Origin of the sequence: Vibrio casei (genome assembly GCF_002218025.2) — a bacterium.
Taxonomy (GTDB): Bacteria; Pseudomonadota; Gammaproteobacteria; order Enterobacterales; family Vibrionaceae; genus Vibrio; species Vibrio casei.
The window spans coordinates 1,031,549-1,056,864 of sequence record NZ_AP018681.1 but is presented as its reverse complement, the minus strand read 5'-3'; the positions used below and the strand labels follow the sequence as shown (position 1 = coordinate 1,056,864).

Annotated in this window: 21 protein-coding genes; 13 read left to right on the top strand and 8 right to left on the bottom strand. The window is 39.3% G+C overall.

Going from position 1 to position 25,316, the window contains the following annotated elements; translation table 11 throughout:
• Nucleotides 1-25: 25 nt before the first annotated feature.
• From pstB to VCASEI_RS17740, 5 genes are all read right to left on the bottom strand, one after another.
• Nucleotides 26-898: a phosphate ABC transporter ATP-binding protein PstB gene (pstB, locus tag VCASEI_RS17760; protein ID WP_374700988.1), complete on the bottom strand. Its 873-nt coding sequence runs from the start codon at nucleotides 896-898 to the stop codon at nucleotides 26-28.
• A 4-nt stretch (nucleotides 899-902) separates the two neighbouring features.
• Complete coding sequence (gene pstA / locus VCASEI_RS17755) at nucleotides 903-1,772, bottom strand: phosphate ABC transporter permease PstA (RefSeq protein WP_086960137.1); 870 nt, start codon at nucleotides 1,770-1,772, stop codon at nucleotides 903-905.
• Nucleotides 1,772-2,701 (bottom strand): phosphate ABC transporter permease subunit PstC, encoded by a 930-nt coding sequence (gene pstC, locus VCASEI_RS17750; protein ID WP_086960257.1) that lies wholly within the window; start codon nucleotides 2,699-2,701, stop codon nucleotides 1,772-1,774. Before pstC ends, pstA begins: the two co-directional genes overlap by 1 nt.
• A gap of 173 nt (nucleotides 2,702-2,874) precedes the next feature.
• Nucleotides 2,875-3,918, bottom strand: a complete 1,044-nt coding sequence (gene pstS / locus VCASEI_RS17745) for a phosphate ABC transporter substrate-binding protein PstS (RefSeq protein WP_086960138.1) — start codon at nucleotides 3,916-3,918, stop codon at nucleotides 2,875-2,877.
• A 487-nt stretch (nucleotides 3,919-4,405) separates the two neighbouring features.
• Nucleotides 4,406-5,194: a ferredoxin--NADP reductase gene (locus tag VCASEI_RS17740; RefSeq protein ID WP_086960139.1), complete on the bottom strand. Its 789-nt coding sequence runs from the start codon at nucleotides 5,192-5,194 to the stop codon at nucleotides 4,406-4,408.
• Between the two features lie 247 nt (nucleotides 5,195-5,441).
• On the opposite strand from VCASEI_RS17740, the gene VCASEI_RS17735 reads away from it, so the two are divergent.
• The 5 genes from VCASEI_RS17735 (at nucleotide 5,442) to VCASEI_RS17715 (ending at nucleotide 10,939) form a co-directional block, all read left to right on the top strand.
• Entirely contained in the window at nucleotides 5,442-6,503 is a 1,062-nt protein-coding gene (locus VCASEI_RS17735; protein WP_086960140.1) for a glycosyltransferase family 9 protein, read from the top strand.
• A gap of 115 nt (nucleotides 6,504-6,618) precedes the next feature.
• A complete protein-coding gene (locus tag VCASEI_RS17730; RefSeq protein WP_226983344.1) occupies nucleotides 6,619-8,271 on the top strand; it encodes a phosphoethanolamine transferase in 1,653 nt (550 codons plus the stop codon).
• A gap of 32 nt (nucleotides 8,272-8,303) precedes the next feature.
• Nucleotides 8,304-8,684, top strand: coding sequence for a diacylglycerol kinase (locus tag VCASEI_RS17725; protein ID WP_086960141.1), 381 nt, complete (start codon nucleotides 8,304-8,306; stop codon nucleotides 8,682-8,684).
• 146 nt (nucleotides 8,685-8,830) lie between these two features.
• The gene (locus tag VCASEI_RS17720; RefSeq protein ID WP_086960142.1) at nucleotides 8,831-9,508 is read left to right on the top strand and encodes a response regulator transcription factor; all 678 of its coding nucleotides are present in this window, start codon (nucleotides 8,831-8,833) and stop codon (nucleotides 9,506-9,508) included.
• A gap of 12 nt (nucleotides 9,509-9,520) precedes the next feature.
• Nucleotides 9,521-10,939: a sensor histidine kinase gene (locus tag VCASEI_RS17715; RefSeq protein WP_089111044.1), complete on the top strand. Its 1,419-nt coding sequence runs from the start codon at nucleotides 9,521-9,523 to the stop codon at nucleotides 10,937-10,939.
• A 247-nt stretch (nucleotides 10,940-11,186) separates the two neighbouring features.
• On the opposite strand, the gene VCASEI_RS17710 is transcribed toward VCASEI_RS17715, so the two are convergent.
• Nucleotides 11,187-12,023: a bifunctional allantoicase/(S)-ureidoglycine aminohydrolase gene (locus VCASEI_RS17710; RefSeq protein WP_086960144.1), complete on the bottom strand. Its 837-nt coding sequence runs from the start codon at nucleotides 12,021-12,023 to the stop codon at nucleotides 11,187-11,189.
• Between the two features lie 230 nt (nucleotides 12,024-12,253).
• Between VCASEI_RS17710 and VCASEI_RS17705 the strand changes: the two genes are divergently transcribed.
• Entirely contained in the window at nucleotides 12,254-13,120 is an 867-nt protein-coding gene (locus VCASEI_RS17705; protein WP_086960145.1) for a LysR family transcriptional regulator, read from the top strand.
• A gap of 7 nt (nucleotides 13,121-13,127) precedes the next feature.
• Here VCASEI_RS17705 and VCASEI_RS17700 read toward each other — a convergent pair whose 3' ends face one another.
• Nucleotides 13,128-14,657, bottom strand: coding sequence for an EAL domain-containing protein (locus VCASEI_RS17700; RefSeq protein WP_086960146.1), 1,530 nt, complete (start codon nucleotides 14,655-14,657; stop codon nucleotides 13,128-13,130).
• 429 nt (nucleotides 14,658-15,086) lie between these two features.
• On the opposite strand from VCASEI_RS17700, the gene VCASEI_RS17695 reads away from it, so the two are divergent.
• The 6 genes from VCASEI_RS17695 to VCASEI_RS17670 all read left to right on the top strand — a co-directional run bounded on the left by VCASEI_RS17695 (nucleotide 15,087) and on the right by VCASEI_RS17670 (nucleotide 23,178).
• Complete coding sequence (locus VCASEI_RS17695) at nucleotides 15,087-16,349, top strand: ABC transporter substrate-binding protein (RefSeq protein WP_086960147.1); 1,263 nt, start codon at nucleotides 15,087-15,089, stop codon at nucleotides 16,347-16,349.
• A gap of 78 nt (nucleotides 16,350-16,427) precedes the next feature.
• On the top strand, nucleotides 16,428-17,306 hold the full coding sequence (locus VCASEI_RS17690) for a carbohydrate ABC transporter permease (protein ID WP_086960148.1): 879 nt from the start codon (nucleotides 16,428-16,430) through the stop codon (nucleotides 17,304-17,306).
• A 1-nt stretch (nucleotide 17,307) separates the two neighbouring features.
• Complete coding sequence (locus VCASEI_RS17685) at nucleotides 17,308-18,120, top strand: carbohydrate ABC transporter permease (RefSeq protein WP_086960149.1); 813 nt, start codon at nucleotides 17,308-17,310, stop codon at nucleotides 18,118-18,120.
• Nucleotides 18,120-20,402, top strand: a complete 2,283-nt coding sequence (locus VCASEI_RS17680; protein WP_089111045.1) for a glycoside hydrolase family 2 protein — start codon at nucleotides 18,120-18,122, stop codon at nucleotides 20,400-20,402. The genes VCASEI_RS17685 and VCASEI_RS17680 overlap by 1 nt, the downstream gene beginning before the upstream one ends.
• The gene (locus tag VCASEI_RS17675) at nucleotides 20,395-21,477 is read left to right on the top strand and encodes an ABC transporter ATP-binding protein (protein ID WP_086960151.1); all 1,083 of its coding nucleotides are present in this window, start codon (nucleotides 20,395-20,397) and stop codon (nucleotides 21,475-21,477) included. The genes VCASEI_RS17680 and VCASEI_RS17675 overlap by 8 nt, the downstream gene beginning before the upstream one ends.
• Nucleotides 21,478-21,711: 234 nt before the next feature.
• A complete protein-coding gene (locus tag VCASEI_RS17670; RefSeq protein WP_226983363.1) occupies nucleotides 21,712-23,178 on the top strand; it encodes a glycosyl hydrolase 53 family protein in 1,467 nt (488 codons plus the stop codon).
• A 44-nt stretch (nucleotides 23,179-23,222) separates the two neighbouring features.
• Here VCASEI_RS17670 and VCASEI_RS17665 read toward each other — a convergent pair whose 3' ends face one another.
• Nucleotides 23,223-24,260, bottom strand: coding sequence for a LacI family DNA-binding transcriptional regulator (locus VCASEI_RS17665; RefSeq protein WP_086960153.1), 1,038 nt, complete (start codon nucleotides 24,258-24,260; stop codon nucleotides 23,223-23,225).
• Nucleotides 24,261-24,489: 229 nt separating this feature from the next.
• On the opposite strand from VCASEI_RS17665, the gene VCASEI_RS17660 reads away from it, so the two are divergent.
• Complete coding sequence (locus tag VCASEI_RS17660) at nucleotides 24,490-25,284, top strand: transporter substrate-binding domain-containing protein (RefSeq protein WP_086960154.1); 795 nt, start codon at nucleotides 24,490-24,492, stop codon at nucleotides 25,282-25,284.
• Nucleotides 25,285-25,316 lie beyond the last annotated feature (32 nt).

The following is a 25,316-nucleotide window of genomic DNA, read 5'->3' as shown; positions in this document are numbered from 1 at the left end:
GGTGATGCAATGTTAGTTAGGAAAGTTAGCCAAACTCACCACCTATGTACTCAGCAGTCATAGTTTGTTTTGGACGATTAAAAATTTGCTCAGTTTGACCAAATTCCTCTAGTTCACCTAAATGCATAAAAGCGGTGAAGTCGGAAATACGTTTGGCTTGCTGCATGTTATGCGTCACGATTACTATGGTGAAGGTTTTTCGTAATTTCGTGATTAATTTCTCAATACCTAATGTCGCGATTGGATCCAACGCCGAGGTGGGTTCATCCATCAAGATCACTTCTGGTTGTAATGCGATGGTACGAGCGATGCATAGTCGTTGTTGCTGACCGCCAGATAATCCCATCGCATCGGTATGAAGTTTGTCTTTCACTTCTTTCCATAAACGAGCATGTTCTAAAGCATCTTGAACGCGATCGTCCATCTCATTTTTCGAGACTTTTTCTTTTAAACGAATACCAAAAGCAATATTTTCATAGATTGTCATTGGGAAAGGCGTTGGTTTTTGGAATATCATGCCAACTTTGCTGCGAAGTCCGTAAATATCGGTTTCTGCGCTGAGAATATTGTCTTCATCAAGGGTGATCTTACCTTCTGCATAATGCTCATCATACAGGTTATAAATTCGGTTCATGGTGCGAAGTAGTGTTGATTTTCCGCAGCCTGAAGCTCCAATAATGGCGGTGACATGATTATCATAAATAGGCAGGTTAATATCTGAAAGCGCTTGTTTGCCTTCGCCATAAAAGAAATTTAATCCTTGAATATCCATGCGTTTTGATAACTTTTCAGTATTTATTTTGGGCGTTACTATTGTTTCTGTCTTTTGATTTATATTCATATTCTTTGGTGCCATCATGGCTGGATGATTGATAACCGTCGATGCAGTCTCGTTCATGATTTTATCCTTGCTTCTTCTGGTGTTTAAGTTGTGCATATTTTGCAAGCATGGTCGGCAGTACCCGAGAAGCCACATTCAGCAGTAAAATTGCAACCGTAATGATTAATGCTCCGGTCCAAGCAAGGTCGTTCCATGAATCATAAGGGCTCATGGCGAGTCGGTAGATAGTGACAGGTAAATTTGCCATTGGGCCATTCATATCAAGTGACATAAAAGTGTTGTTCAGTGCGGTAAAAAGCAGTGGTGCGGTTTCACCCGAAATACGAGCAAATGACAGCAACACACCGGTCAAAATTCCAGCACCAACACTGCGGTAACTAAGTGATAAGGTGACGCGCCATTTTGGTAAACCAAGACCTGCTCCGGCTTCACGAATACTTTTAGGCACTAACTTCAACATCTCTTCAGTGGTTGAAATGATCATTGGCAGGGCAATCACGGCTAACGCGAATGAACCAGCCCAACCAGAGAAACTGCCTGCTGGTTTGACACAAATTTCATAGATAAATAAACCGATGAGGATAGATGGCGAGCTCATTAACATGCCATTTAAAAATCGAATCGTATCTGCCAGTTTTGAGTTTTTACCATATTCAGATAACCAAGTTCCCGCTAATAGACCAATAGGGATCGCGATGGCAATACCTACGATACTTATCATCAAGCTACCGACGATGGCATTAGCAAGACCACCTTCACCTCCTGGGCTTGGCATTGATTCGGTAAAAGTAGACAGGTTTAATCCACGTAAACCTTTAGACAATAAGCTGTAAACGATAATAGATAGAATGAGTAAACCCAGTCCGGTCGCTCCATAACAAAGGCCGCGGAAACATTTACTTTTAACAGTGCGCCATTGAGAACGAGTCATTATTGGTTCCCTTTTCTAAGTTGAATACGGGCATAACCCATGACGATGAAAGTGATAACAAACAAAACGAGACCAAGTTCTAGCAAAGAGGCAAGGTGCAGCGGGTTGGTTGCTTCATTAAATTGTTCTGCGATGGTGGCAGAAATCGATGTGGCTGGCATAAACAAAGAGGCATTGATGTCTTGCGAGCCACCAATCACGAAAGTAATCGCCATGGTTTCCCCTAATGCACGGCCAAGAGCTAAAATAAATGCGCCTAAAATAGAGCTTTTAATAGAAGGTAATAAGACTTTTAAAATTACTTCATAAGAATGTGCGCCGATGCCATAAGAAGACTCGCGCAATACATTCGGTACGGTGGCGAGTGCATCTTTAATCAATGAAGTGAGAATAGGTAAGATCATAATGGCTAAGATGATGCCTGAAGTAAGTAAGCCAAGACCAATAGGCGGACCGCTGAATAAATTACCGATCACAGGGATTTCACTTAAATGATCCAGCAACCACAGTTGTACGTTTTCAGAGAACCAAGGAGCAAAAACAAATAAACCCCACATACCATAAATAATACTTGGTACTGCGGCGAGTAGTTCGATGGCAATACTGATAGGTTTTGCGACCCATTTAGGAATAAGTTCTGATAATGAAATGGCAATCGCAATGCCAATTGGGGTTGCCAGTAATACCGCAATGACCGCGGAGACAATCGTACCGTACAGTGCATTGGCTGCACCAAACAAGGATTTAACCGGATCCCAATCTGTACTAGTGATAAAGCCAAAACCAAATTGAGAAATAGCAGGCCACGCGCCTCCAACTAAAGAAGCAAATAACGCGGTCATCAATAGCATGATGCAAATTGCACTGGTAAAGCTGGCCCGACGGAATAAACGTTCTACACGATTATGCGTAAAGAATTTTGGAGACATATGCTTAGGCTTTGTATTTCTTGGCGGTTGTGACATCTCGATATTCGGCACGTTCAATGTTCTATCCTGTTATCAATTTCTTTATACCCAAATCTTTATATCCAAAGTAGACAGGTATATTTAATGACGAAAGGGCGACGCCGTTATGCATCACCCTTAGTCATGATTTTGTCTTATTTGGTATAAACCGCTTTACCATCTGTCGACTTAATGTCTTTTGACCACATGGTTTCAACCATATCAACTACGTTTGCAGGCATTGGTACATAACCTAACTTCGTGGCGATATCGCCGTGTTTGTAACCCCACTTGAAGAACTTCAATACTTCTTGCGCTGTTTCTGGGTTAGCTTGCTCTTTATGCATTAAGATGAAGGTTGCCGCTGTCATTGGCCATGATTTCGCGCCCGGCTGGTCATTCAACATTAGTTTGAATCCTGGTGCATTTTTCCAATCTGCATTGGCTGCTGCTGCTTGGAATGAGGCCAGTTCTGGTTTCACAAAGTTGCCATCTTTGTTTTTCATTTGAGTGTAAACAAGACTGTTTTGCTCAGCGTAAGCGTATTCAACATAACCAATCGCGCCTGGTGTACGTTTTACTAGGTTTGCAACACCTGCATTCCCTTTACCTCCAAGACCTGTCGCCGATTTTGGCCATGCAATTTCTTTACCCATACCCACTTGACCTGCCCACGTTTTGCTTGCGCGTTGTAGGTAATCTGTGTAGTTGTAAGTCGTACCAGAACCATCTGAGCGGTGGACTGTTATCACAATTTGGTGAGGCAGTGTTAGGCCACTATTAAGTGATTTAATTTCGGCATCATCCCAATATTTCACTTTACCAAGGTAGATATCGGCTAGTGCTTCGCCTGAAAGTTTCAGCTCACCTGCTTTAACGCCTTTAACATTAATAACCGGAACAATTGATCCCATTACAGCAGGGAATTGAACGAGGCCATTTTTGTCTAATTCTTCTTTACTTAAAGGCGCATCCGATGCACCGAAGTCAACGGTTTTAGCTTCGATTTGTTTAATACCACCACCTGAGCCAATCGCTTGGTAGTTAAGCTCTACACCCGTTTCTTGGTTGTACACTTTCGCCCAGTCTGCATAAACCGGATAAGGGAAAGTTGCACCAGCACCATTAATGGTGGTTGCTGCCATAGTTGAAGCCGATGCCATTGCTAACGAAGCTAAAAGGAAAGCGTATTTCTTCATTTTTCCATCCTGAAATTTGTAAGGAAATGTGTTTTCATTGCTTACGTTAGCGTGTTTAGATTTCAGTTTTGTGACAGGGGGTTCTTAAATGTGAAATCATATATTTCAAATATAATGATTGAATTTAATTGTTTTATTATGAAGTTGTTATTTGATATTCCCACTCTGGGTATTCAAGGTTTTTGTTTTTCAATTGGTATTGAAAGAGTGCTTGATATAATGGGTAATGGTATTTTAATTGTTACATTTATTTCATTTTGTAACATTTTAAATTGACTTGTATTCTTGTTTTTTTGTCTTTTTATACCTGGTTGGTTATTGCAATTAGATGCAGGTTATTACTCGGTGGGGTTGGTGATAATGAGTCGATGACGTATTTCAATGTAAATGAATACTTTTAATCTAGTTGATAGCCAGACATGCGCCATTCCATAGTACATAAGCGCCTATAGCAGATAGGCGCATTTTTTGAGTTCAGAGCGAACGATTACCAGTAATTTTCAAAACTGAAATGGCCAGCTTCACGTCTTAGGTGTTTTTTATAACCCATGATTTGCAATGCATCGCGAGTATCATGCACCATGTTTGGGTTACCACATAAATAAAAGAAGCTGCCTTGTTCGGTTAAAGGGACATGTGCCGCTGTGGCAAGCCCACCCGTCTGCAGTTGTTGAGGTATGCGACCGGATAGCGCGCCAGAAACCGGTTCGCGCGAAACAATCGGTACATAACGTAATTTACCTTGATACTGTTTCAATAGGCTCATTATCTTATCTTTATAGACCAATTCTTCTTTGGTCCGAACGGCGTGCACTAAAATCAGGTGTTCAAATCGTTTGCATTGCTCTATCTCTTCTAATATGGAGATGAAAGGGCCAATACCAGTGCCAGTGGAAAGCATCCATAAATCTTTAGCAGTTTCTGGTACTTCTTCTAATGTCATGAATCCTGAGGGTAATGTACCAACCAAAACATCATCACCTTGGCTGAGTTGTCCAAGTAAAGGTGTTAATTTACCATCCGGGATTTCAATGACTAAGAATTCAAAGATGGCCTTATCGCTTTCAATGCAAGGTTTGTTGACCATGGAATAAGCGCGTCTCACCCATTCACCTTCTTCATCCTGCACAGCAAGTTTGCTGAATTGGCCGGCGATAAAAGGAGGGGAGGGAAAAGCGCTTGCTGGCGCATGAACCTCAAGTGAAAATAAATGTGCAGCCCAGTCGGTTCGATTTACTACCGTACCTGAGACAAATCCTAAAGGGATCTCTTTCATTCGACTCTCCTTATATGGTTATCAAGATAATCATTTACTTAGCCTAGGGTACACTCTGAGTATAGATTGGCAAATCTTCAGTCACGCATCTATTTATCTATCTACCGCTTTAGACAAAGCTTGCGATAAGATTCAGTCCACCTTCAGCAGTTCTTAAGTTTAGAAAAATACAGTATGAACAGATTCTGGTAACAGCTTTTACTGTTACCTAACGATTATGCTGGTTCTAACTTTTGAGGCAATGAGAATGATAAGGAACATACTTCGTGATTTTGACCGATACCGTAGACGTAAAATGGCAAATTTAGAGCCTTTTCTGTATCGGATAATGAATAATAACAAGCAAAATCAAGCATCGTTACTGTCTGTAGGTGAAGTGAAAAATATTGTCATCGTGCGTAATAATAAGCGAATTGGCAATATGTTCTTTTTGATCCCTTTCGTAAAACAAGTTCGCACCGCTTACCCTCATGCAAAAATCACGTTATTGCTCTCACGTCCTTGGCAACAGTCCTTATTTGAAGGTTTGGGAGTGGATAAATTTTGTTTTTCAGAGTTTTCCTTTTCTAAAGGAATGAAAACAGTGTCTCATATTCAGAGATTAAGAAAGACCTGCTTTGATCTGCTATTGGTGCCAACACCTTCGGTTGAAGACACTTTGATTGCTTCAATGCTAACAGCAAAAAATAAAGTATCGCCTTTTCATCAACGTCGTGATGAGACTTTCACGCATACATTTTATCAGCCAGATTCTCATACGCATACGGCGTTTAATAAATTGTATTTGATTGAAAAACTCACCGGTAAAACCGATTGGCCAATGTGCCACCAAATGGTGTTAAGTGACGATGAGTTAATCGCTGGGCGTTTAGCGAAAGAGCGTGTGTATAACGGCAATCGATTGTGTGTGGCTTTTTTCCGTGGTGCGAGAGGGAACAAATTATTGAGTGAGAGTGACTGGAAGGCCAATCTAGCCAAATTTGAAGAGAAAGCAGAGCGACCTATTGAATGGATTGAAATATTAAGCCCTGATATCACAAAACCGTTAATCGGCGGGATGAAAACCTTTGAAAGTAAGAATATGCGTCATTTGGCGAGTTTTCTGAAACATACGGATGCATTTTTGTCGTGTGATACGGGGCCTTTGCATTTGGCCGATGCCGCGGGAGTGAATTGTATTGGCATTTTTAACAAAACCGACCCGAAGGTGTATGGCGTTTTAGGCCGTTTCTCTATCAACCTGAAAAGTATTGATGAATTTGATAGTCGTCACTATTTCAGCGTAATGCTTAACTGCGTAGCTAGTTAATCAACAGTAAATTTGATGAATTTTAACATTTAGATTGCTCTAAATTTCAGTCCATCTTCAGTCAATATTCAGTTTCGATCCTTAAGCTGCGTGCATTCTGTTGATAGGTGCAAATATGAAAGCTATGATTTTTCGTCTTTGGAGCAGTTCCGCCCCTGAAAGACCAGCAATAAAAGTAACGACATTCATTGTATTACTCGCGTTTTATTACGGATTTGTATTGAACTACCCTGTTCTTCGCGAAATATTTTCATTAAGTAAAGATGTACCCGATGTGTGGTTTCCTTATACCGCGCCTTGGGTACTATTTTTTGCTTTTGTCATTGTTTTTTCGTTATTTGCCGTGCCAGTCATCATGAAACCTTTCATGGCAATTTTAACGTTAACATCCGCCGTGGCGTTGTATGGCGCGGTGAATTATCACATTCTTTTTGATGTTTCGATGATTGAGAATGTGTTTGGTACCAATGCTTCGGAAATCTCTTTTTATCTGAATTTACGCTCGGTACTGTACATGCTTGTATTTGGTATCTTCCCAACATTATTGATTTTTTGGGTTAGAGTCGAATATCGAAGATCATGGCTGAGGGAGTTATTATCACGCATCATTTTAGTGTTATTGGCATTGGTAGGTATCGCAATCATTGCTGTTACGACTTATAAAGACTACGCCTCTGTTGGCCGTAATAATAAATATTTAAATAAGATGATCATTCCAGCTCATGCTTATGACACTTATAAATATATTAAATTAAATTATTTAACGAAGCCGTTGCCTTATGTCAGTCTTGGGAATGATGCGACATTGGTGGTAACCGAGAATGAAAAACCGACATTAGTGATTTTTGTTCTTGGTGAAACCGCCCGTTCGATGAACTTTAAAGACAACGGTTACTCGAAAGACACACAACCATATACGAAAAACTTGGGGCTTATTTCCTTTAAAAATGTGTCCTCATGTGGAACGTATACCGCGCTTTCTGTGCCTTGTATGTTTTCTAATATGGAGAGAATCGATTACAGCAAAGCGAGAGCGAATGCTCAAGATAATGCTCTCGATATTATTGCAAAATCGGGTACGGAAACCTTATGGATAGATAACGATGGTGGCGACAAAGGGGTAGCGAAAAAGACCCCGTTAATCAATATTGATCCAACGGAAAACGATGATTTATGTAACGGTGAAACATGTTTTGATGAAGTGATGTTAAAACACGCTAATACATTCATTCAAGCCGATGATAAAAATAAACTGATCGTTTTGCATACTATAGGTAGCCATGGCCCGACGTACTTTCAACGATTTCCAGTAGAAAAAGCAAAATTTGCTCCTTGGTGTAATCGTAAAGATATTGAACAATGTACCGATCAAGAAATAACAAATGTTTACGACAACACACTGGTATATACTGATTACTTTTTATCGCAAGTGGTCGCCACGCTTAAAAAATATTCTTCGCAATATAACGTGGCAATGATGTATATGTCAGACCATGGAGAGTCGTTAGGTGAGAGTGGTTTATACCTTCACGGCACGCCATACAGTATTGCACCAAAAGAACAATCTACTGTGCCTTGGTTAATGTGGGTACCAAAGCAATATGCAGATCAAAAAAATATTGATCTTGATTGTTTAAAGAAAGAATCTCAGCAATCAAAGTATTCTCATGATAACTTTTTTCATAGTTTGATTGGCTTTTATGGTGTGAATACAAAGGAAAAACAAATGCAGATGGATGTTTTTACCACGTGTAAAAAGATGTCCTAATTTGTTCACTAAATTTTGAGTTATGACCAAATATGAATGATAAAACGATCGTAAAACGCACTGGGTTTATGCGAATCATTTTTACTTTGAAGCACAGTTATAATGGCTTTAAGTGGATGATTAAACATGAAGCGGCTTTTCAACAAGAATTGATGTTGTTTATACCATTAACGGTACTGGCTTGCTATCTAGATATCTCTGCGGCTCAGTCATTAAGCTTAATTTTATCAATGATGTTTGTTTTATTTGCTGAAATGGTAAATACCGCTATCGAAGCTGTCGTGGATCGCATTGGGTTGGAATATCATGATCTATCTGGGCTTGCGAAAAATATAGGCTCGGCCACTGTAACATTAAGCTTATTGATGTCTGCAATGGTATGGGGTGTGATGTTATTTCAGCTTTGGGCTTAATCATACCTAGTGATACACATCTTGACGTTACTTGGGTATAAAGGCTTGCTGAAAGGTAAGCCTTTTTTATATTAACGTTTTAGGGTTATAAAAATGTTTATAAGGCTTATGAAACATACGGTTTAATCAATTGGAATAGGGTTGACATGAAATTATTGATCATTGAGGACTCCGAACCGCTACGTCGAGGTATTGTGGTGGGCTTGAATAATTTAGGATTTACTCTGGATGAAACTGGTGATGGTTCGATGGGATTAAGCATGGCATTGTCGAATCAGTATGACTTGATCATTTTAGATTTAATGCTGCCAAATGTTGATGGAATGAGTATTCTTCGGACGATTCGTCATCAAGGATTAGAAGCCAAAGTATTGATTCTGTCTGCCAAAACGCTGCAGCAAGATAAGATCGATGGATTAATGCAAGGCGCGGATGATTATTTAACAAAGCCATTTTCGTTTGAAGAGTTGCATGCACGAATTCTTGCTATTTTACGTCGTGGGCAAATAACAAAAATAGACAATAGACATCAAGCCTCTGGGTTTTGTTTGGATTTGGAAACCAAGCGTTTTACCTACCTTGACCAAGACATCGAATTGACTCGAAATGAGTTTAAAATTATTGAATGTTTATTTGCTGCAAAAGGTCGAGTGGTGAACGTTGAAATGATCAGTGAAGCGGTGGTGGGGTCTTTCGATTACTTATCTAAAAATACCATAGAATCGCATTTGTCCTCGGTGCGAAAGAAATCAAGAGAGAAAGGTGGGACATTGCCAGTTAAAAATAAGCGAGGCTTTGGCTATTTTGTGGATGAATCACGCTAAGGGAAAGGTATTATGGCACGAACCACTTCGATCAAACGTAATTTAGTCAATTCTATTTCCATTTTATTTGGTGTGATTATTTTTCCTGTTTATCTCTCTATTGATCTAAGTCTTGATGGCTGGGTTGAGCAACAATTTGATCGCGCTTTAGTAAATAAAGCCAACTATCTTAAGTCGTTAGTAAAAGTGTCGGGGAACACTTTAGAGTTTGATGATGCAATGATGACGTCTCAGCAAGATGATGGTGATAGGCATTATTATCAATTGTGGTTTAAAGATAAGACGATTAAGCGCTCAAAAACCTTAGATGAATATCCAGATGTGGACTTGCTAAAATTGTCATTGCCATTAAATACAAGTCAATTATTAGATGTCCGTTTGCCAAATGGGGAAGAAGGAAGGGCTTCAATTTCCTATTTTTTGCCAGAGTCGGAACAATTGTTAAGTGAGCATGAGCACCCTGCTTATCTTACGCTGTATCAATCGGATGATTCATTCGAAAATATGTTGATATTAGTGGATATTTTATTGGTCGTGAGTTTTTTTGTATCAATATTTGTGATGCGCTATATTGCGGTTCGTATTGTAGGTAAAGGGTTGAAACCTTTAGAATATTTGAATGAAGAGATTAAAAAAATAGATTTAGATCAAAAACAAGCAATGGAGATTCCAGAACCAAAACAAAGAGTCGAAGAGATCGAACCTATTCGTGAGGAACTGAATGCCTTTATTAAATCTAATCAGGTTTTCTTACAAAATGAAAAGCGCTTAACGGGAGACATCGCCCACGAATTAAAAACACCGATTGCGGAAATTATGAGCCTTAGTGAGGTCTATATCCGTTACCCGAATGATGCTCGTATTAGTGAAACCTATAAGCAAGATATGCTGAAAATAGCACATCGTATGAAAAAAATTGTTGATAACTTATTGTTATTACAAAGAACATCATCTTCCTTGATTCATATAGAGCAAGAAGAGATGGATATCAACGATTTGATTCAAGATATTGTTAATGAGCTAGCTTTTAAATTCGATTCGATAGAATCAAGGGTTCATATTGAGTTAGCGAATGATATGATTTTAGCTGATCACTTTTCAATGCATACAATGTTGATTAACCTGCTTGATAATGCGTTATTTTATAGCCCTGAAGGTTCTATTGTACAAATTGTGGTTAAGGAGCAAGGGGATGGCTTGCAATTGATAGTCGGTAATGAAGTCACAGTGGCTTTATCGACAGAAGATCGAGAACACATACTAGATCCAATGTATCAAGCCGATCAATCGAGGACGTCAAATGATCGATATGGGCTTGGTTTATCAATAGTGGATAATCTTTGCCGATTAAATGGTTATAAGTTAAGTATTGATCATTCTAACTCGAATAGAATTGAGTTCACGATTGGGTTAATACCTGCGAGTCTTTAATTTATCTATTTAATGTAATGAATATTGTGTTGGTTAAGTTTGTAAACAGATTGGCTAAAAAAAATGGCGTAAAAGAGGAAATAAAAGGTGGGGATTTCTACTCTTTTTCTTTGCTTTGAATCACGGATAATAACGTTGTGCTTGGTTACCCAATCCGAGTGCAACCTTCATATACCCCCTAGATGTATGATGCATCCAAGCCTAGCTTTTATGAGCTAGGCTTTTTTTATAGGAGGCCGACTTCGCTTTAGTTTGTTGGGCGAATGAATGGCATATGACGATTGACGTCTTTGTAGAGTAGGTAACGGAATGGGCCAGGGCCGCCAGCGTAACAAGATTGTGGGCAGAATGCGCGTAACCACATAAAGTCACCAGCTTCAACTTCTACCCATTCTTGGTTTAAGTGATAAACTGCTTTCCCTTCAAGTACATATAAACCATGTTCCATCACATGTGTTTCATCAAATGGAATCACGCCGCCCGGTTGGAACGTCACTACGTTAACATGCATGTCATGTCTCATATCAGAGGAATCGACAAAACGGGTAGTGCCCCAAGCATCATCGGTATCTGGCATTGGAATTGGTTCAATATCATTTTCATTGGTAACGAACGCTTCAGGTATTTCTAAACCTTCAACGTATTGATAAGCTTTTCGCACCCAATGAAAACGCACCGGTTGATCATTATGGTTATGCACTGTCCAGTTGCATTTTGGTGGTAAGAAAGCATAACCGCCTTCGGTCATATGATGTTTTTCGCCTTCGATAGTAATATCCATTTCACCAGCAACAACAAATAATACTCCTTCTGCGGCAGGATCCAGTTCCGGTTTTTCTGAGCCACCATCCGGTTCAATTTCAACGATATATTGTGAGAATGTTTCAGAAAACCCGCTCAATGGACGAGCAATTACCCACATACGCATGCCTTGCCAAAAAGGCAAAAAGCTGGTGACGATGTCGGTCATTACTCGTTTTGGGATAATTGCGTAGGCATCTGTTAATACTGCGCGATCAGACAGTAGTTGTGTTTGTGGCGGTAAGCCGCCTTGTGGAGAGTAATAGCTGTTTTTCTTTGTCATTTCTTGTGATCCTTCATACAAGAGAGTGGTGCAAATTCCGAAAAAGAATAGGCAGAATTTCAGATTAGCTTAAAAGTCGATGATTTATTGTGATTATGCGCTTTCAACTTATAATTGAAAAATTAAATAATGTAATTACTATCAGTGGAAAATCCACTAGATGATTGTTTAATCATAACTGCTTTATATAAAAGCAAGTGAATATCATACAAACGAAAAGTGAGTGGCTAATGAACAAAATTCTTGATCCTATCTTATTGCGCAGTTTAATTGCGGTGGTTGATTCTGGTAGTTTTACTCGTGCAGCAGAAAGCACTCATTTAACACAATCGACGATTAGCCAGCAAATTCGTAAATTAGAAACTCAGCTTGAGTGTGATTTATTAATCAGGAAAAATCGCAATGCAACACCAACATTAGAAGGCGAGAGAGTTGTGACACATGCTCGTAGAATTCTTTCAATGATGGAAGATGCGATTGCTGAAACAATCAGTCATTCGGAGCAAAGACCCATCAAGTTAGGCGTACCAGAAGATTTCGCGACCCATGAGTTAGTCCCTACTTTATCTTTGTTTGCCAAAGCTTTTCCAGAAACGCGTTTAGAAGTGAAAAGTGGAATGTGCAGTGATATATGGACTCAGTTTCAAAATAACGAGTTAGATATAGCATTGGTTAAACACCGCCCAGACAGCGCGCAGGGTATTGCTAAATGGGCGGAACCTTTGTGTTGGATTGATGGTCATTCATTACATAATTTAGACAAGGAGACCGTACCTTTGGTTGGTCTACCAAGCACAGGATTGTATCGAAGTGAAATGTCTCACACGCTAGATTCACTCGGACGACGTTGGCGCATGGCCTATATTACAACCAGTTTATCGGGCGTTGGTTGCGCGGTAGAGGCGGGGCTGGGGCTTTCTTTATTACCGAAACGTTTAGTCACCCCTTTGCATCGAGTGCTTACCCAAGATGATGGCTTACCGAATATTGCGCCACTTGACTTGATCTTGCACGTCCAACCACAATTAACGCACCAAAGTAAGTTATTAGCTGAGCACTTGATAGAAGCCTGCAATAAAATATATCAAATGGTTTAGTTCTTTTTTAAGCAGTCTTGTTTAAGTAACGGGTAATAAACTCGTTGAGTGGCATTGGTCTGCCATAAAAATAACCTTGGATGTAGTCGACATCATGGGTTCTTAAGTAGTCCAATTGCTCTTGTGTTTCGACACCTTCTGCTACGATAGCTAGGTCTAACCTTTTAGCCAAATCAATAATGTTGTCTACTAATGGGGCTGCGATGGCATCAGAACCGATCAAATCGATAAAACTCTTATCTATTTTTATAAAATCAAAGTTTAAGTTTTTGATGTATGACAGCGTTGAATGGCCAGTACCAAAATCATCAATCGCCATTTTGATGCCCATCTTATGTAACGTATCAAATACCGATCGAACTTCACTGTAATTGTCGATACCTTGTCTTTCTGTTAGCTCTAAAACGACATGAGCTTTGGCATTGAGAGAGCTATTGATATATTTTTCACAACTGGTAATGAGAGATGATTGGTTTACTTGATCAAAATGTTGAGCACTAATATTGAAACCGATATGAAAGCCGCTTGGTATTTTGTCTTCTACTGATGCGAGTTGATGAAAGGTGTCTTCCATTAATTGAGTGGTCATTGGGATAATGAGACCAGAAGCTTCGGCTAATGGTATGAATACATCTGGGTAAACAAGGCCTAGGTGTTTATTATTCCAGCGAATGAGTATTTCAAGCCCCGATAATTCACCATTTGAGTTAATAACTGGTTGTGCATAAGGGATAAACTCATTATCAGCAAGGCTTTCTTTCATGATAAATAGGCTAGAGTTCTTTTGAGCATTTAAAAATACATATCGGCCGATGACTAAAGAAATGATTGCAAAGAATAAAATGATCACAGTGTAATTGGTAGTGATGTTATCGATGTAATCCGTCATGGATGCATTGGAGCTAACACTGAAATTATATTTTTCTGAGGATACGATTAAGTTACTTTTTTGTGGTTTTTTATGAATAACTCCGTTTTTATCAAACCACATGCCTGGAGATTGAATTTGATAATCTGTTTTATCATCCAGATTCCCCAATATGGAGTAGAATACTTTTCCATTAATTGTGATTAATACACCATTGCCATTATTTACTTCCTTGATGGCTCCAATGACTTTACCTGGCGTTAAAATATAGGATTCTAGAATAGACAGTTTATAGTTGGGTCTATCTGGGGAAACATAGGCAGTTTGAATCATACGGGGGTTGGTTGAGCAGGTGACAATACTATTTTTTATAATGTTAAGTGTTTGAAATTCTGAGTATTCAACGAGTTTATCAATAAGTTTTTGGTGAATTGTGGAACAAGATGAATCAATAAGGGGTTTGAGCTGATGAATAATCTCATCGGCTGCATCTAATTTGCCTTCAATTATAAATATAACCGTATTCAGCCGTTTAAGAATGGTGCTGTCATAAGATTGTATGGATTGCGCAATGATAATACCCGTACCGAATACAAATATTCCGACGGTAGCAGCAGTCGCGAGAAACCATTGTCTGTATCTTAATATATTCTTAATTTTATTTATCATTTATTAATAGCTACATAGAAAAATATAGGTAACGGCATTAACCGATTATGTTCATTATCTTTATTCATGGCAATGATTATTTTGTCAATAAATATCTGTTATTGTAGACTATTTCCACATGGGCATTCATTATATTAATGAATCATTTCATTTTCCCTGAAAAATACTTGAGTATCGTTTGGTTTCCCCCACAGACATTATTGAAGTGATTTTTTCCTTGTGGTAAGAAAAATTTCCTATATATGGAAGTAAATATTTCCTAAATAAATCTTGCTAAGATCCAATATTGTCATATTGATAAGAGTGATACGTGATCGGTATCACTTGATGGGTAAAACTCCGTTCAGTTATACGTTGCTTAGTTGGTAGGCAGTCAATAAGCTTAATTCGAGTTCAATAACACTCGTTTATAACAAAGGACTGAGATTGATGAAAAATAATAAGAAAATATCGACGATATTAGCATCCATCCTATTTGCTGCAGGGATAGCAAAAACCAGTTACGCAGAAGAATTAACCGTTTGGGCGTGGGATCCTAATTTTAACGTGGCAGCGATGAAAGAAGCGGCGGAACGTTATAAAAAAATTGATCCTAGCTTTGAATTAAAAGTGATCGATTCAGGTAAAAATGATATCGAACAGAAACTGCATACCATGCTGGCATCAGGTATCACTAATGCCTTGCCAGATATGGTGTTAATTGAAGATTATAATGCTCAGAAATATTTACAAGCTTACCCTGGTTCTTTCACACCATTGCAAGACAATATTGATTATTCAAAGTTTGCACCATACAAAGTAGAAGTGATGACCATTGGTGATAAAGTTTATGGTCTTCCATTTGATTCCGGTGTCGCAGGGTTATTCTACCGCAGCGATTATTTAGCGAAAGCTGGTTACAAGCCTGAAGATTTGCAGAATATCACTTGGGATAAATTTATTGAGATTGGCAAACAAGTGAAACAGAAAACTGGCGTTAGTATGCTGACTTACGATATCAATGACGTTGTTCTTCCACATATTATGATGCAATCAGGAGGGGAGTGGTTCTTTACTAAAGACGGAAAATTAAACATTACGTCCAATAAAGCGTTAAAAGAAACACTTAAAACGATTAAAGCGATTAATGATGCCAAGATCACGCGTCGTACTTCTGGTTGGTCTAGTTTAGTTGGCAGCATTAATGCTGGACAAGTGGCTTCGGTCACCACGGGTGTTTGGATGATGGGCTCAATTAAGAGTACTGAAGATCAGAAAGGCAAATGGCGAGTCGCGCCAATTCCAAGCCTAAACTTACCTAATGCAGTCCATGCATCTAATCAAGGTGGCTCAAGTTGGTATGTACTTAGTGCTAGCAAAAACACCAAGAAAGCGATTGAATTCCTGAAAGATACTTTTGCATCCGACAGCGAGATGTATCAAAAGCTCCTTGTTGAACGTGGTGCGTTAGCCACCTATTTGCCGGCTGCATCCGGCGAGGCGTATACCGTTAGCGACCCATTCTTTTCGGGGCAGCCTGTCTTTTCTGATTTTTCAAAATGGGTAACACAAATCCCCCAAGTTCCTTATGGAATGTATACCCAAGAAGTCGACAACGCCATTGCGGCAGAGATCCCTGCTCTGCTTGATGGTGATTCGGTTGATGATGTACTAGAACGAGTAGAAACCGCGCTGAAATACCAAATTCAGTAACGATCTCCCTAGGGTAATGAGAGCTGGGGAAGTACCCAGCTTTCCGTCTCTATTCATTCTCGTATTAATGGTGTAATAATGAATAAAGTTAGATTACATAGGCTTTATGACGTTAACGGCTGGCTGTTTGTGAGTGCTGCAGTGGCGTTAATTGCTTTGATGACTCTCTATCCCATTGCGAAATCACTTTGGTTGTCATTGCATTCTGGTCGTGGCGTATTACTTGAGTTTGTTGGTTTTGGTAACGTTGAACGCCTGTTTCATGATCCGGTTTTTAAGAAGGCACTATGGAATACGTTAATTTTTTTGGTGATTCAAGTGCCTATTATGATTGTATTGTCTCTCGCAATATCGTCGTGCCTTAATTCTACTCAACTTAAATATAAGTCTTGGTTTCGTTTGGCAATATTTTTGCCGTGTGTGACTTCACTTGTCGCCTATTCCATTTTATTTAAAAGTATGTTCGGTCTTGATGGTGTGGTGAATTCATTTTTAATGTTTTCTCATATTATTGATGAACCTATTCCGTGGTTGGCTGATCCATTTTGGTCGAAGGTGACTATTATTATTGCGATTACATGGCGATGGACGGGATATAATATGATCTTCTTTTTATCGGCTATGCAAAATATAGATAAATCAATTTATGAAGCAGCAAGAATTGATGGTGTCAGTCCGATTAAACAATTTCTATTTATTACTGTACCACTATTAAAACCCGTTATTTTATTCACCAGTGTGACTTCTACAATAGGAACGCTGCAGTTATTTGATGAAGTGATGAATATTACTAATGGTGGGCCAGCAAATGCGACCATGACGCTCTCACTTTATATTTATAATTTATCATTCACCTTCGTACCTAACTTTGGTTATGCCGCGACCGTGTCGTATGTCATCGTGGTTTTTTCAGCGCTGCTTGCTTTGATTCAATTTAAAGCGATAAGGAATGATTAATATGTCGAATAATAAAATAAACGTCATCTTAATGCATGCATTTCTGGTGTTAATGAGTTTTCTTTCTTTATTTCCTTTTTATTGGATGTTGGTGTCGAGCACAAATAGTACTAATCAAATCAATATGGGGAAATTTACTTTTGGTGATCAACTTTGGGTGAATTTACACAACTTAACCAGTCAAGTTGATCTGCTGCAAGTTTTTTGGAATACCTCAAAAATTGCGATCATCAGTACTGTATCAACCTTGGCAGTATGTTCGATAGCCGGTTATGCATTTGAAATATATAAAAGCAAAAATCGAGATCGGGTTTATGTTGCGTTATTAGCGACCATGATGATTCCTTTTGCTGCTTTAATGATTCCTCTTTTTACGATGTTTGGAAAGGCTGGATTATTAGATACCCATTTAGCGGTCATCATGCCGACCGTGGCAGGGGCTTTTATCATTTTCTACTTTAGACAATGCACAAAAACTTTTCCGAAAGAGCTGATTGATGCCGCTCGGGTGGAAGGGGTCGCTGAATGGAAAATTTTTGTGTACATCTATGTGCCGGTGATGAAAGCCAGCTATGCGGCCGCTTTTGTCATTGTTTTCATGGCTTCTTGGAATTCTTTTCTATGGCCATTGATCGTTTTGCAATCGAACGATCTTAAAACCATCAATTTGGTGTTATCGAGTTTCGCTTCTGCCTATTCTCCCGATTTTGGGTTGATCATGGTGGGAACGGTGATCTCAACACTGCCGAGCTTGATTATTTTCTTTGCAATGCAAAAACAGTTCGTTGCAAGCATGACTGGAGCCGTAAAATAATGCGTGATACTCATTCTATTCATAAAAACTGGTTCTTTTGCCAAGGCTTGCAAAAGACGAATCAAATGCCAGAACAATGCCAACGTATTGAAATTCCTCATAACGCGGTAGATGTTCCTTTTAATTATTTTAATGAGCAAGATTTACATCAAGACTTTACTTATTACTATCCATTAGCGTGTCACGAAAACGATCTAGTCAAGCAGCAGATCATGCGTTTTGAAGGCGTTATGTGTAATGCTCACGTTTATGTAAATGGTGTGTTAGTTCAGCAGTACAGTGATGGCTTTACTCCCTTTGATGTGCATTTAACACCTCATCTTCACGTGGGTGAAAACCTTATTGTCGTGACATTAAGTGGTGTTGAGAACCCTAATATTCCGCCCTTTGGTGGCATGATTGATTTTCTTTGTTTTCCGGGGATTTATCGTGATGTTAGTGTGGCCTCATTTGATGCTGTACGAATTGAAAATATCAAAGTTGAAACGTGCAATGTATTAACTCAGCCTTCTGTCAATTTGAAGGTTATGTTGCAAGAATTAGCCCCATATACTGGGCCACTTAATCTTACTTTTACCTTGGTTGACCCTGACGGGGAATCTATTGCTACTGAGCAGTGGAGCGTTGCTACGGTAACAAGCGAGGCTCTGGAACTTAATGTTTTTTCCTTGGATAAGGTGCAGTTATGGGATCTTGATTCTCCTAAACGATATCAAGTGGAAGTGACTTTATCCGGTATGAACATTAATGATTGCTATCGTACTTTATTTGGCTTCAGAGAAGCAGAGTTTACCGTTGAAGGCTTTTACCTTAATGGTTCACGTCGTCAGTTAATTGGTATTAACCGGCACCAAAGTTATCCGCATGTCGGGTATGCCATGGGAAAACGCGCTCAACAGTTGGATGCCGATATCATTAAATATGAATTAGGGTTTAATCTTGCTCGTACTTCTCACTACCCACAATCCCCGTATTTCTTAGATCGTTGTGATGAAATTGGCCTATTAGTGTTTGAAGAGATTGCTGGCTGGCAACATATTGGTGACAAAGCATGGCAACAAAAATCGATTGAAAATGTGGCGGCAATGGTGAAAAGAGATTGGAATCACCCAAGTGTTATTTTGTGGGGGGTGAGAATTAATGAATCACCTGATGATCATGATTTCTACACCCAGACCAATGCGATGGCAAAGCGACTGGACTCAACACGTCAAACTGGCGGTGTTCGTTGTATTCAGAACAGTGAATACCTTGAAGATGTCTACACTATGAATGATTTTATTTTGACGGACAGCCAATTAAACCCAGCAGCAGTGAATCTGCGTAGCCCACAAAATGTGACGGGCTTAGATAACCCCGTACCTTATTTGGTGACGGAATATGCAGGTCACATGTATCCGACCAAGCGTCATGATTGTGAAGTGTGGCAAAACGAGCATGTGATGCGTCATTTAAAAGTATTGGATGCGAGTTTCGCAAATCCCAACATCAGCGGTGCGATTGCATGGTGTTTATTTGATTATAATACCCACCGAGATTTCGGCAGTGGCGATAAGGTGTGCTACCACGGCGTGACGGACGCTTTCCGTGTGCCAAAGTTTGCCGCGTATGTTTATTCCAGCCAGCAAAGCCCTGATAACGGCGTGGTCATAAAACCCGTGACGTATTGGACGCGCGGAGAAAGACCAGAAGCGAAAGCTTTACCTTTGGTAATATTAACCAATTGTGATTATGTTGATGTTCAAGTGGGATCAGGAGAATCACGTCGATTTTATCCGGATCGTGGACGCTTTGCTCATTTGCCTCATCCACCGATTGTGATTGATCAAATGAACCAAGGTGATCTGCCGCTTGGGGATTGGGGATACACATGGAGCGACTTAAAACTAAGCGGCTATGTGAATGGTGAAAAGGTGATGGAAACAGAATTATCTGCATCGCCCGTTCCTACGCAATTAGAAGTGACAGTGCAAACGACTGAGCTGAATGCGCACTGTGGAGACACGACACGTGTAGTACTTAAAGCGCTCGATCAAAAAGGTCATCTCATGCCGTATTTCCAAGATGTCGTGAGAGTGGAAGTCAGCGATAATTTACGTTTAATTGGCCCTGGCGCATTGTCGATGGAAGGAGGCGTCGCCAGTTTTTGGGTTCGAGCTTACCAAGGTGGACAAGGCTCTATTCAAATACAAAGCCAAGTGTTTGCCCTTGAGAATATTGAACTGATGGTGAAGGAATGCCTAGTAGAGAAAAAGGACAATAAAGAGGTTCAACATGGCTAATATTTTACTGAAAGAAGTCGTAAAACGTTATGGTAATACCCAAACGATTCATAATATTGATCTGGATATTGAATCGGGTGATTTTGTAGTATTTGTTGGGCCATCGGGCTGTGGGAAATCAACGTTATTGCGCATGATCGCAGGTTTAGAAGATATTACTGACGGTGAGATTCATATTGATAATAAAATGGTCAATCAATGTGATCCTGCGGCTCGGGGAATTGCGATGGTGTTTCAGTCCTATGCGTTATATCCGCATATGACAGTCGAGCAAAATATGGGATTTGGGCTAAGAATGAATGGTAGGCCAAAAGAAGAAGTGAAAAAGCTCGTTCACCAAGCAGCTTTAACGCTTCAACTGGATAGTTTACTTGATCGTACACCTAAACAATTGTCTGGTGGGCAACGCCAGCGTGTTGCGATTGGCCGAGCGATTGTGCGTGAGCCGAAAGTATTCCTATTCGATGAGCCTTTATCTAACCTTGATGCTGAATTGCGGGTTGAAATGCGTCTACAAATTGCCAAGTTACACCAAGAGATGGGCAATACCATGGTTTATGTTACTCATGACCAAGTGGAAGCGATGACCTTAGCGGATAAAATCGTGGTATTAAATAAAGGTCATATTGAACAAGTCGGCTCTCCAATGGATCTTTACCACAAGCCCAAAAATTTGTTTGTAGCAAGTTTTATTGGATCACCAAATATGAATTTCATTAAAGGGAATATTATTGATCTTCAAGGTAATGCCGTGACGATCATGATTAACGGTATAGAAAAAATGACCGTTCAAATACCTGAACATCAATTACAACGTAATCAAACGATCACTATCGGTATTCGTCCTGAGCACTTAAGCCTAGAATCTACGGGAGATGTGAAACTTTGTATGCATAATGAAGTGACGGAAAGGTTGGGTAATGCCACCTATTTGTTTGGCACTTTTTCTGGGATTGAAAACTTTAAAGTATTTTTAAGTGGGGATAATAACCCTAAGCCTTATACCAGCATTGAATTGAGTTTATATAGCCAAGATTGTCATATATTTGATGAAGCAGGGCTAAGGATTAATTAATTATTTAGTGTTTGTTCAATAACCTCTCATTTTTATATATTAATGGGAGGTTTTTTTGTTGAAAGTTATGTTTATTTTAATGTTTGTTTCTATGTTTTTAATCACTAAATACCGCTCATAATTTCCTGTTTTTTCCTGCATTCATAGCCAAAGCTTATTCATGAATAAATAATAAAATAGGAAGAGAATATGTTGATAAGGATAATAGTAAGATTTGTTTTTATGGTGGTTTTATTGAGTGTAAATACGGTAAAAGCAGAATCTATATTTGCTTATGGAGCTGATATTGGTTGGATAAAACAACTAGAAGATAATGGTGTTTCTTGGGTTAATGATGAGGGTAATACGGCTGATCCACTGGTCATACTAAAAAATCATGGCGTGAACTCTGTAAGGTTACGAGTTTTTGTTGATCCAGATCCATCGGCACTTTGGTATAAAGATAGTACAACATGGACCATGCTAGGGTATACCGATAAACAAAGTGTTATTAATGCAGCACTACGAGCCCAAAATTTAGGCATGCAGATCATGATTGATTTTCATTATAGTGATGTATTTGCGGATCCCGGCCATCAAGAAAAGCCACAAAGCTGGAATAGCTATGATTTCAATACTCTTAAATCTGCCGTTTATAATCATACCTATGAGGTGATGAGTGCGTTAGTGTCTGCTGGGGTAACGCCTGAGTGGGTGCAAGTGGGTAATGAAATGAACTCAGGGATTTTATTACCAACAGGAAGTGTAAATAACTTTTCTAATCTGACTCAGCTGTTAAACAGTGGTTATGATGCGGTGAAAGCGGTAAGTAGTACTTCAAAAGTTGTCAGTCACTTGGCGCATGGTGAAAATAATGCGAATTCCCGTTGGTTTTTTGATAATTTTCTTCAAACTTATGGGGGAAAAACGGATGTTCTTGGTTTTTCTTTTTATCCATACTGGATAGGCGAAAATTATTGGGATGTGACTGGGGATCTTGAATATAACTTGAATGACATGGTGTCTCGATATGGCAAAGAAGTCATGGTGGTTGAAATTGGTGGGTTAGAAAATGCTCCCACCGATACCTATTGGACAATAAAAGATACCATTAACATTGTGAAGAATGTGGCTAACGATAAAGGTACCGGCGTTTTTTATTGGGAACCAGCGGCTAATTCTGCCGTATTACCAGATGGTTATCCTTTAGGCGCGACGACACAAATCTCCCCTTCTGTGCTTCAATTTACAACAGCATTGGATGCTTTCGCTGACGCCCAAATTGATTTAACACCGACAACGTCTTATAAAATAACCAATAGAATCAGTAGTAAATCTTTAAATGTGGTGGGTGGTTCGACTCAAGATGGCGCATACATTGAACAATATTCTTACAGCGCATGGGACAGTCAGAAGTTTAATTTTTCATTCGTCGATAGTGGTTATTACACAATAACCAATGTGAAAAGTGGCAAGCTTTTAACGATTGAATCTGAATCTGTACAAAGTGGTGCATTGATTAGCCAAGAGACTAATAATGGAAGCTGGAGCCAACAGTGGCAAATCTTGGAAGCAGGTGATGGTTATTACCAGCTTATTAATAGAAAGAGTAAAAAATTGCTCGATATGAATCAATCGTCATTGAGTGATGGTGCTCAAAGCATTCAATGGGAAGATAATGGTGGATGGAATCAACAATGGCTAATAGAAGTTGTTAACTAAATGAATCAGGCAGTAGTTGATGATACTACTGCCTTTTTAAATTTCTAATGGAGCACGCTTTCAATTGGAAAGCTTTCCCGCCAGATCATTTCATACCCTAATAATACGGATTTTTTGTATTGTCGCCCTGCGACTAATTCAAGAAAGAGATCGACGGCCGATTCGCCCATTTCGGTTGCAAATAGCCGCATGGTCGTTAAGCTCGGATTCAAATGTTGGGCGGTTGGAATATCGTTCATGCTGATGACTTTTATTTCCTTTGGTATTTCAATTTCTCGCTCTTGAATCGCGCGATAAACACCAATAGCAATAATATCTGTAGCCGCAAATACTACGTCAGGCCATTGATTTTGATCTAATAACTCAGACATGGCGTTGTAACCAGATTCAATGCAAAACAACTGACTGACTTTGCATAACTCGGGATGATAAATATTGTTCTCTTGAGTCAGATTTCGAAAGACATGCAGCCTGTCTTCATCATTACCAATAAAGGCCGGGCGTTTAGCTCCGCTATTAATAATGTTCGAAACCAGTTCGGTAGCAGCCGCTTTTCGATCAAATAAGACAGAATCACTTTTTTGAGCCAGTGGATTGGAATCAATAAAGATTAGTTGTCTATTTTGCTGGTAAATATTATCAATATCTTGTGGGCTAAAATGGCCAACACAAATCACCGCTTGGGCGTGTTGTAGGAAATATTTATTAGCTTTTAAGTGCGACGAAAATGTATTACGCAATGAAATATTAAAGTGGTGGCAGCGGTTTTCGATTCCAATGCGAATGGAGGTAAAATAAGGGTCGTTTAATTCCTCTGTCGGAGAAAGAGAATGTACCACGACTAAATTGAGTGTGGTATCACTCGCCAGTTTGAAGTGGGTGCGGGCTGCAATCGCATGATCTTCTTTTTGGCTTTCTTGTTTTCTCTGCCTTGGGGAGCGATAGTCCAGTTCATCTGCAACTTTCTTAATCAACAGTCTTTTTTGCTTTGTGAGTGACAAACTAGGGTCATTATTTAATACCCTTGAAACGGTCGAAGAGGAGGTTCCAGTCTTCTGTGCAATGTCTTTTACGGTAGTCAAAGTAATTATTTCCTAAATATTTTCCAAATATTATCATTGTTGTTATTACAGGAAAGTGATTGGTGTGGCAGTTCTTATTATTAACCGTACCAAGGTCTGCTTCTTGAATATGGAATCTATGAAAAGGTTTAATGTAATTGATAAGTTTGTTATAAAAGTATGACAACTCATTGTATGAGTTTTCTATGGGCGACGGGATGTCGCATACCTCTACAAATATGGATGTTTTATGAAAAAATTACTCCAAGCGGCTGTACTTTCAGCCACTTTATTTACCGCTACTTCAACGTTAGCCGATACAACTCTGCAAAATATTTCAAAATCAGGCGAATTACGTGTTTGTTTTGACGCGGGTTACATGCCTTTTGAAATGAAAGCCAAAAATGGTGAGTTCATTGGTTTTGATGTTGATCTAGGGAAAATGTTAGCGAAAGCGATTGATGTGAAGTTTACCCCAGTTAATACCTCTTGGGATGGCATTATTCCAGCACTGCTAACCAATAAATGTGATGTCATTATGGGGGGGATGACGATTACGGCTAAGCGTAATATGCAAGTTAATTTTACTCAGCCTTATGTCGTGATTGGTCAAAGTATTCTTTTAAATGCTAAGCATGCCGGTAAGATCACGAGTTATCGTGATCTTAATGATGGAAAATATACGATTGCGACTAAGCTTGGCACGACTGGCATTGTTGCCGCGGATCGTTTCTTACCTAATGCCAAACAAAATAAATTTGAAACTACAGCAGATGCAGCGCTTGAAGTGTCTAATGGTAAAGCGGATGCCTTTGTTTATGACCTACCTTTTAATGCGATTTATACCGCGCAGCATAAAGGCGAAGTGGTCCACTTAGATAAGCCATTCACCTTTGAACCTCTAGGCTTTGCAGTTCGTCAAGGCGATCCTGATTTCCTAAACTTCTTAAATAATTACTTAAATCAAATTAAAGGCGATGGGACTTACGACCGCATTTATGACAAATGGTTTAAGTCTGCTTCTTGGTTAGATAAAGTTCAGTAAGAAACTGTGTAGGCAGCCAGAAATAGTTAACG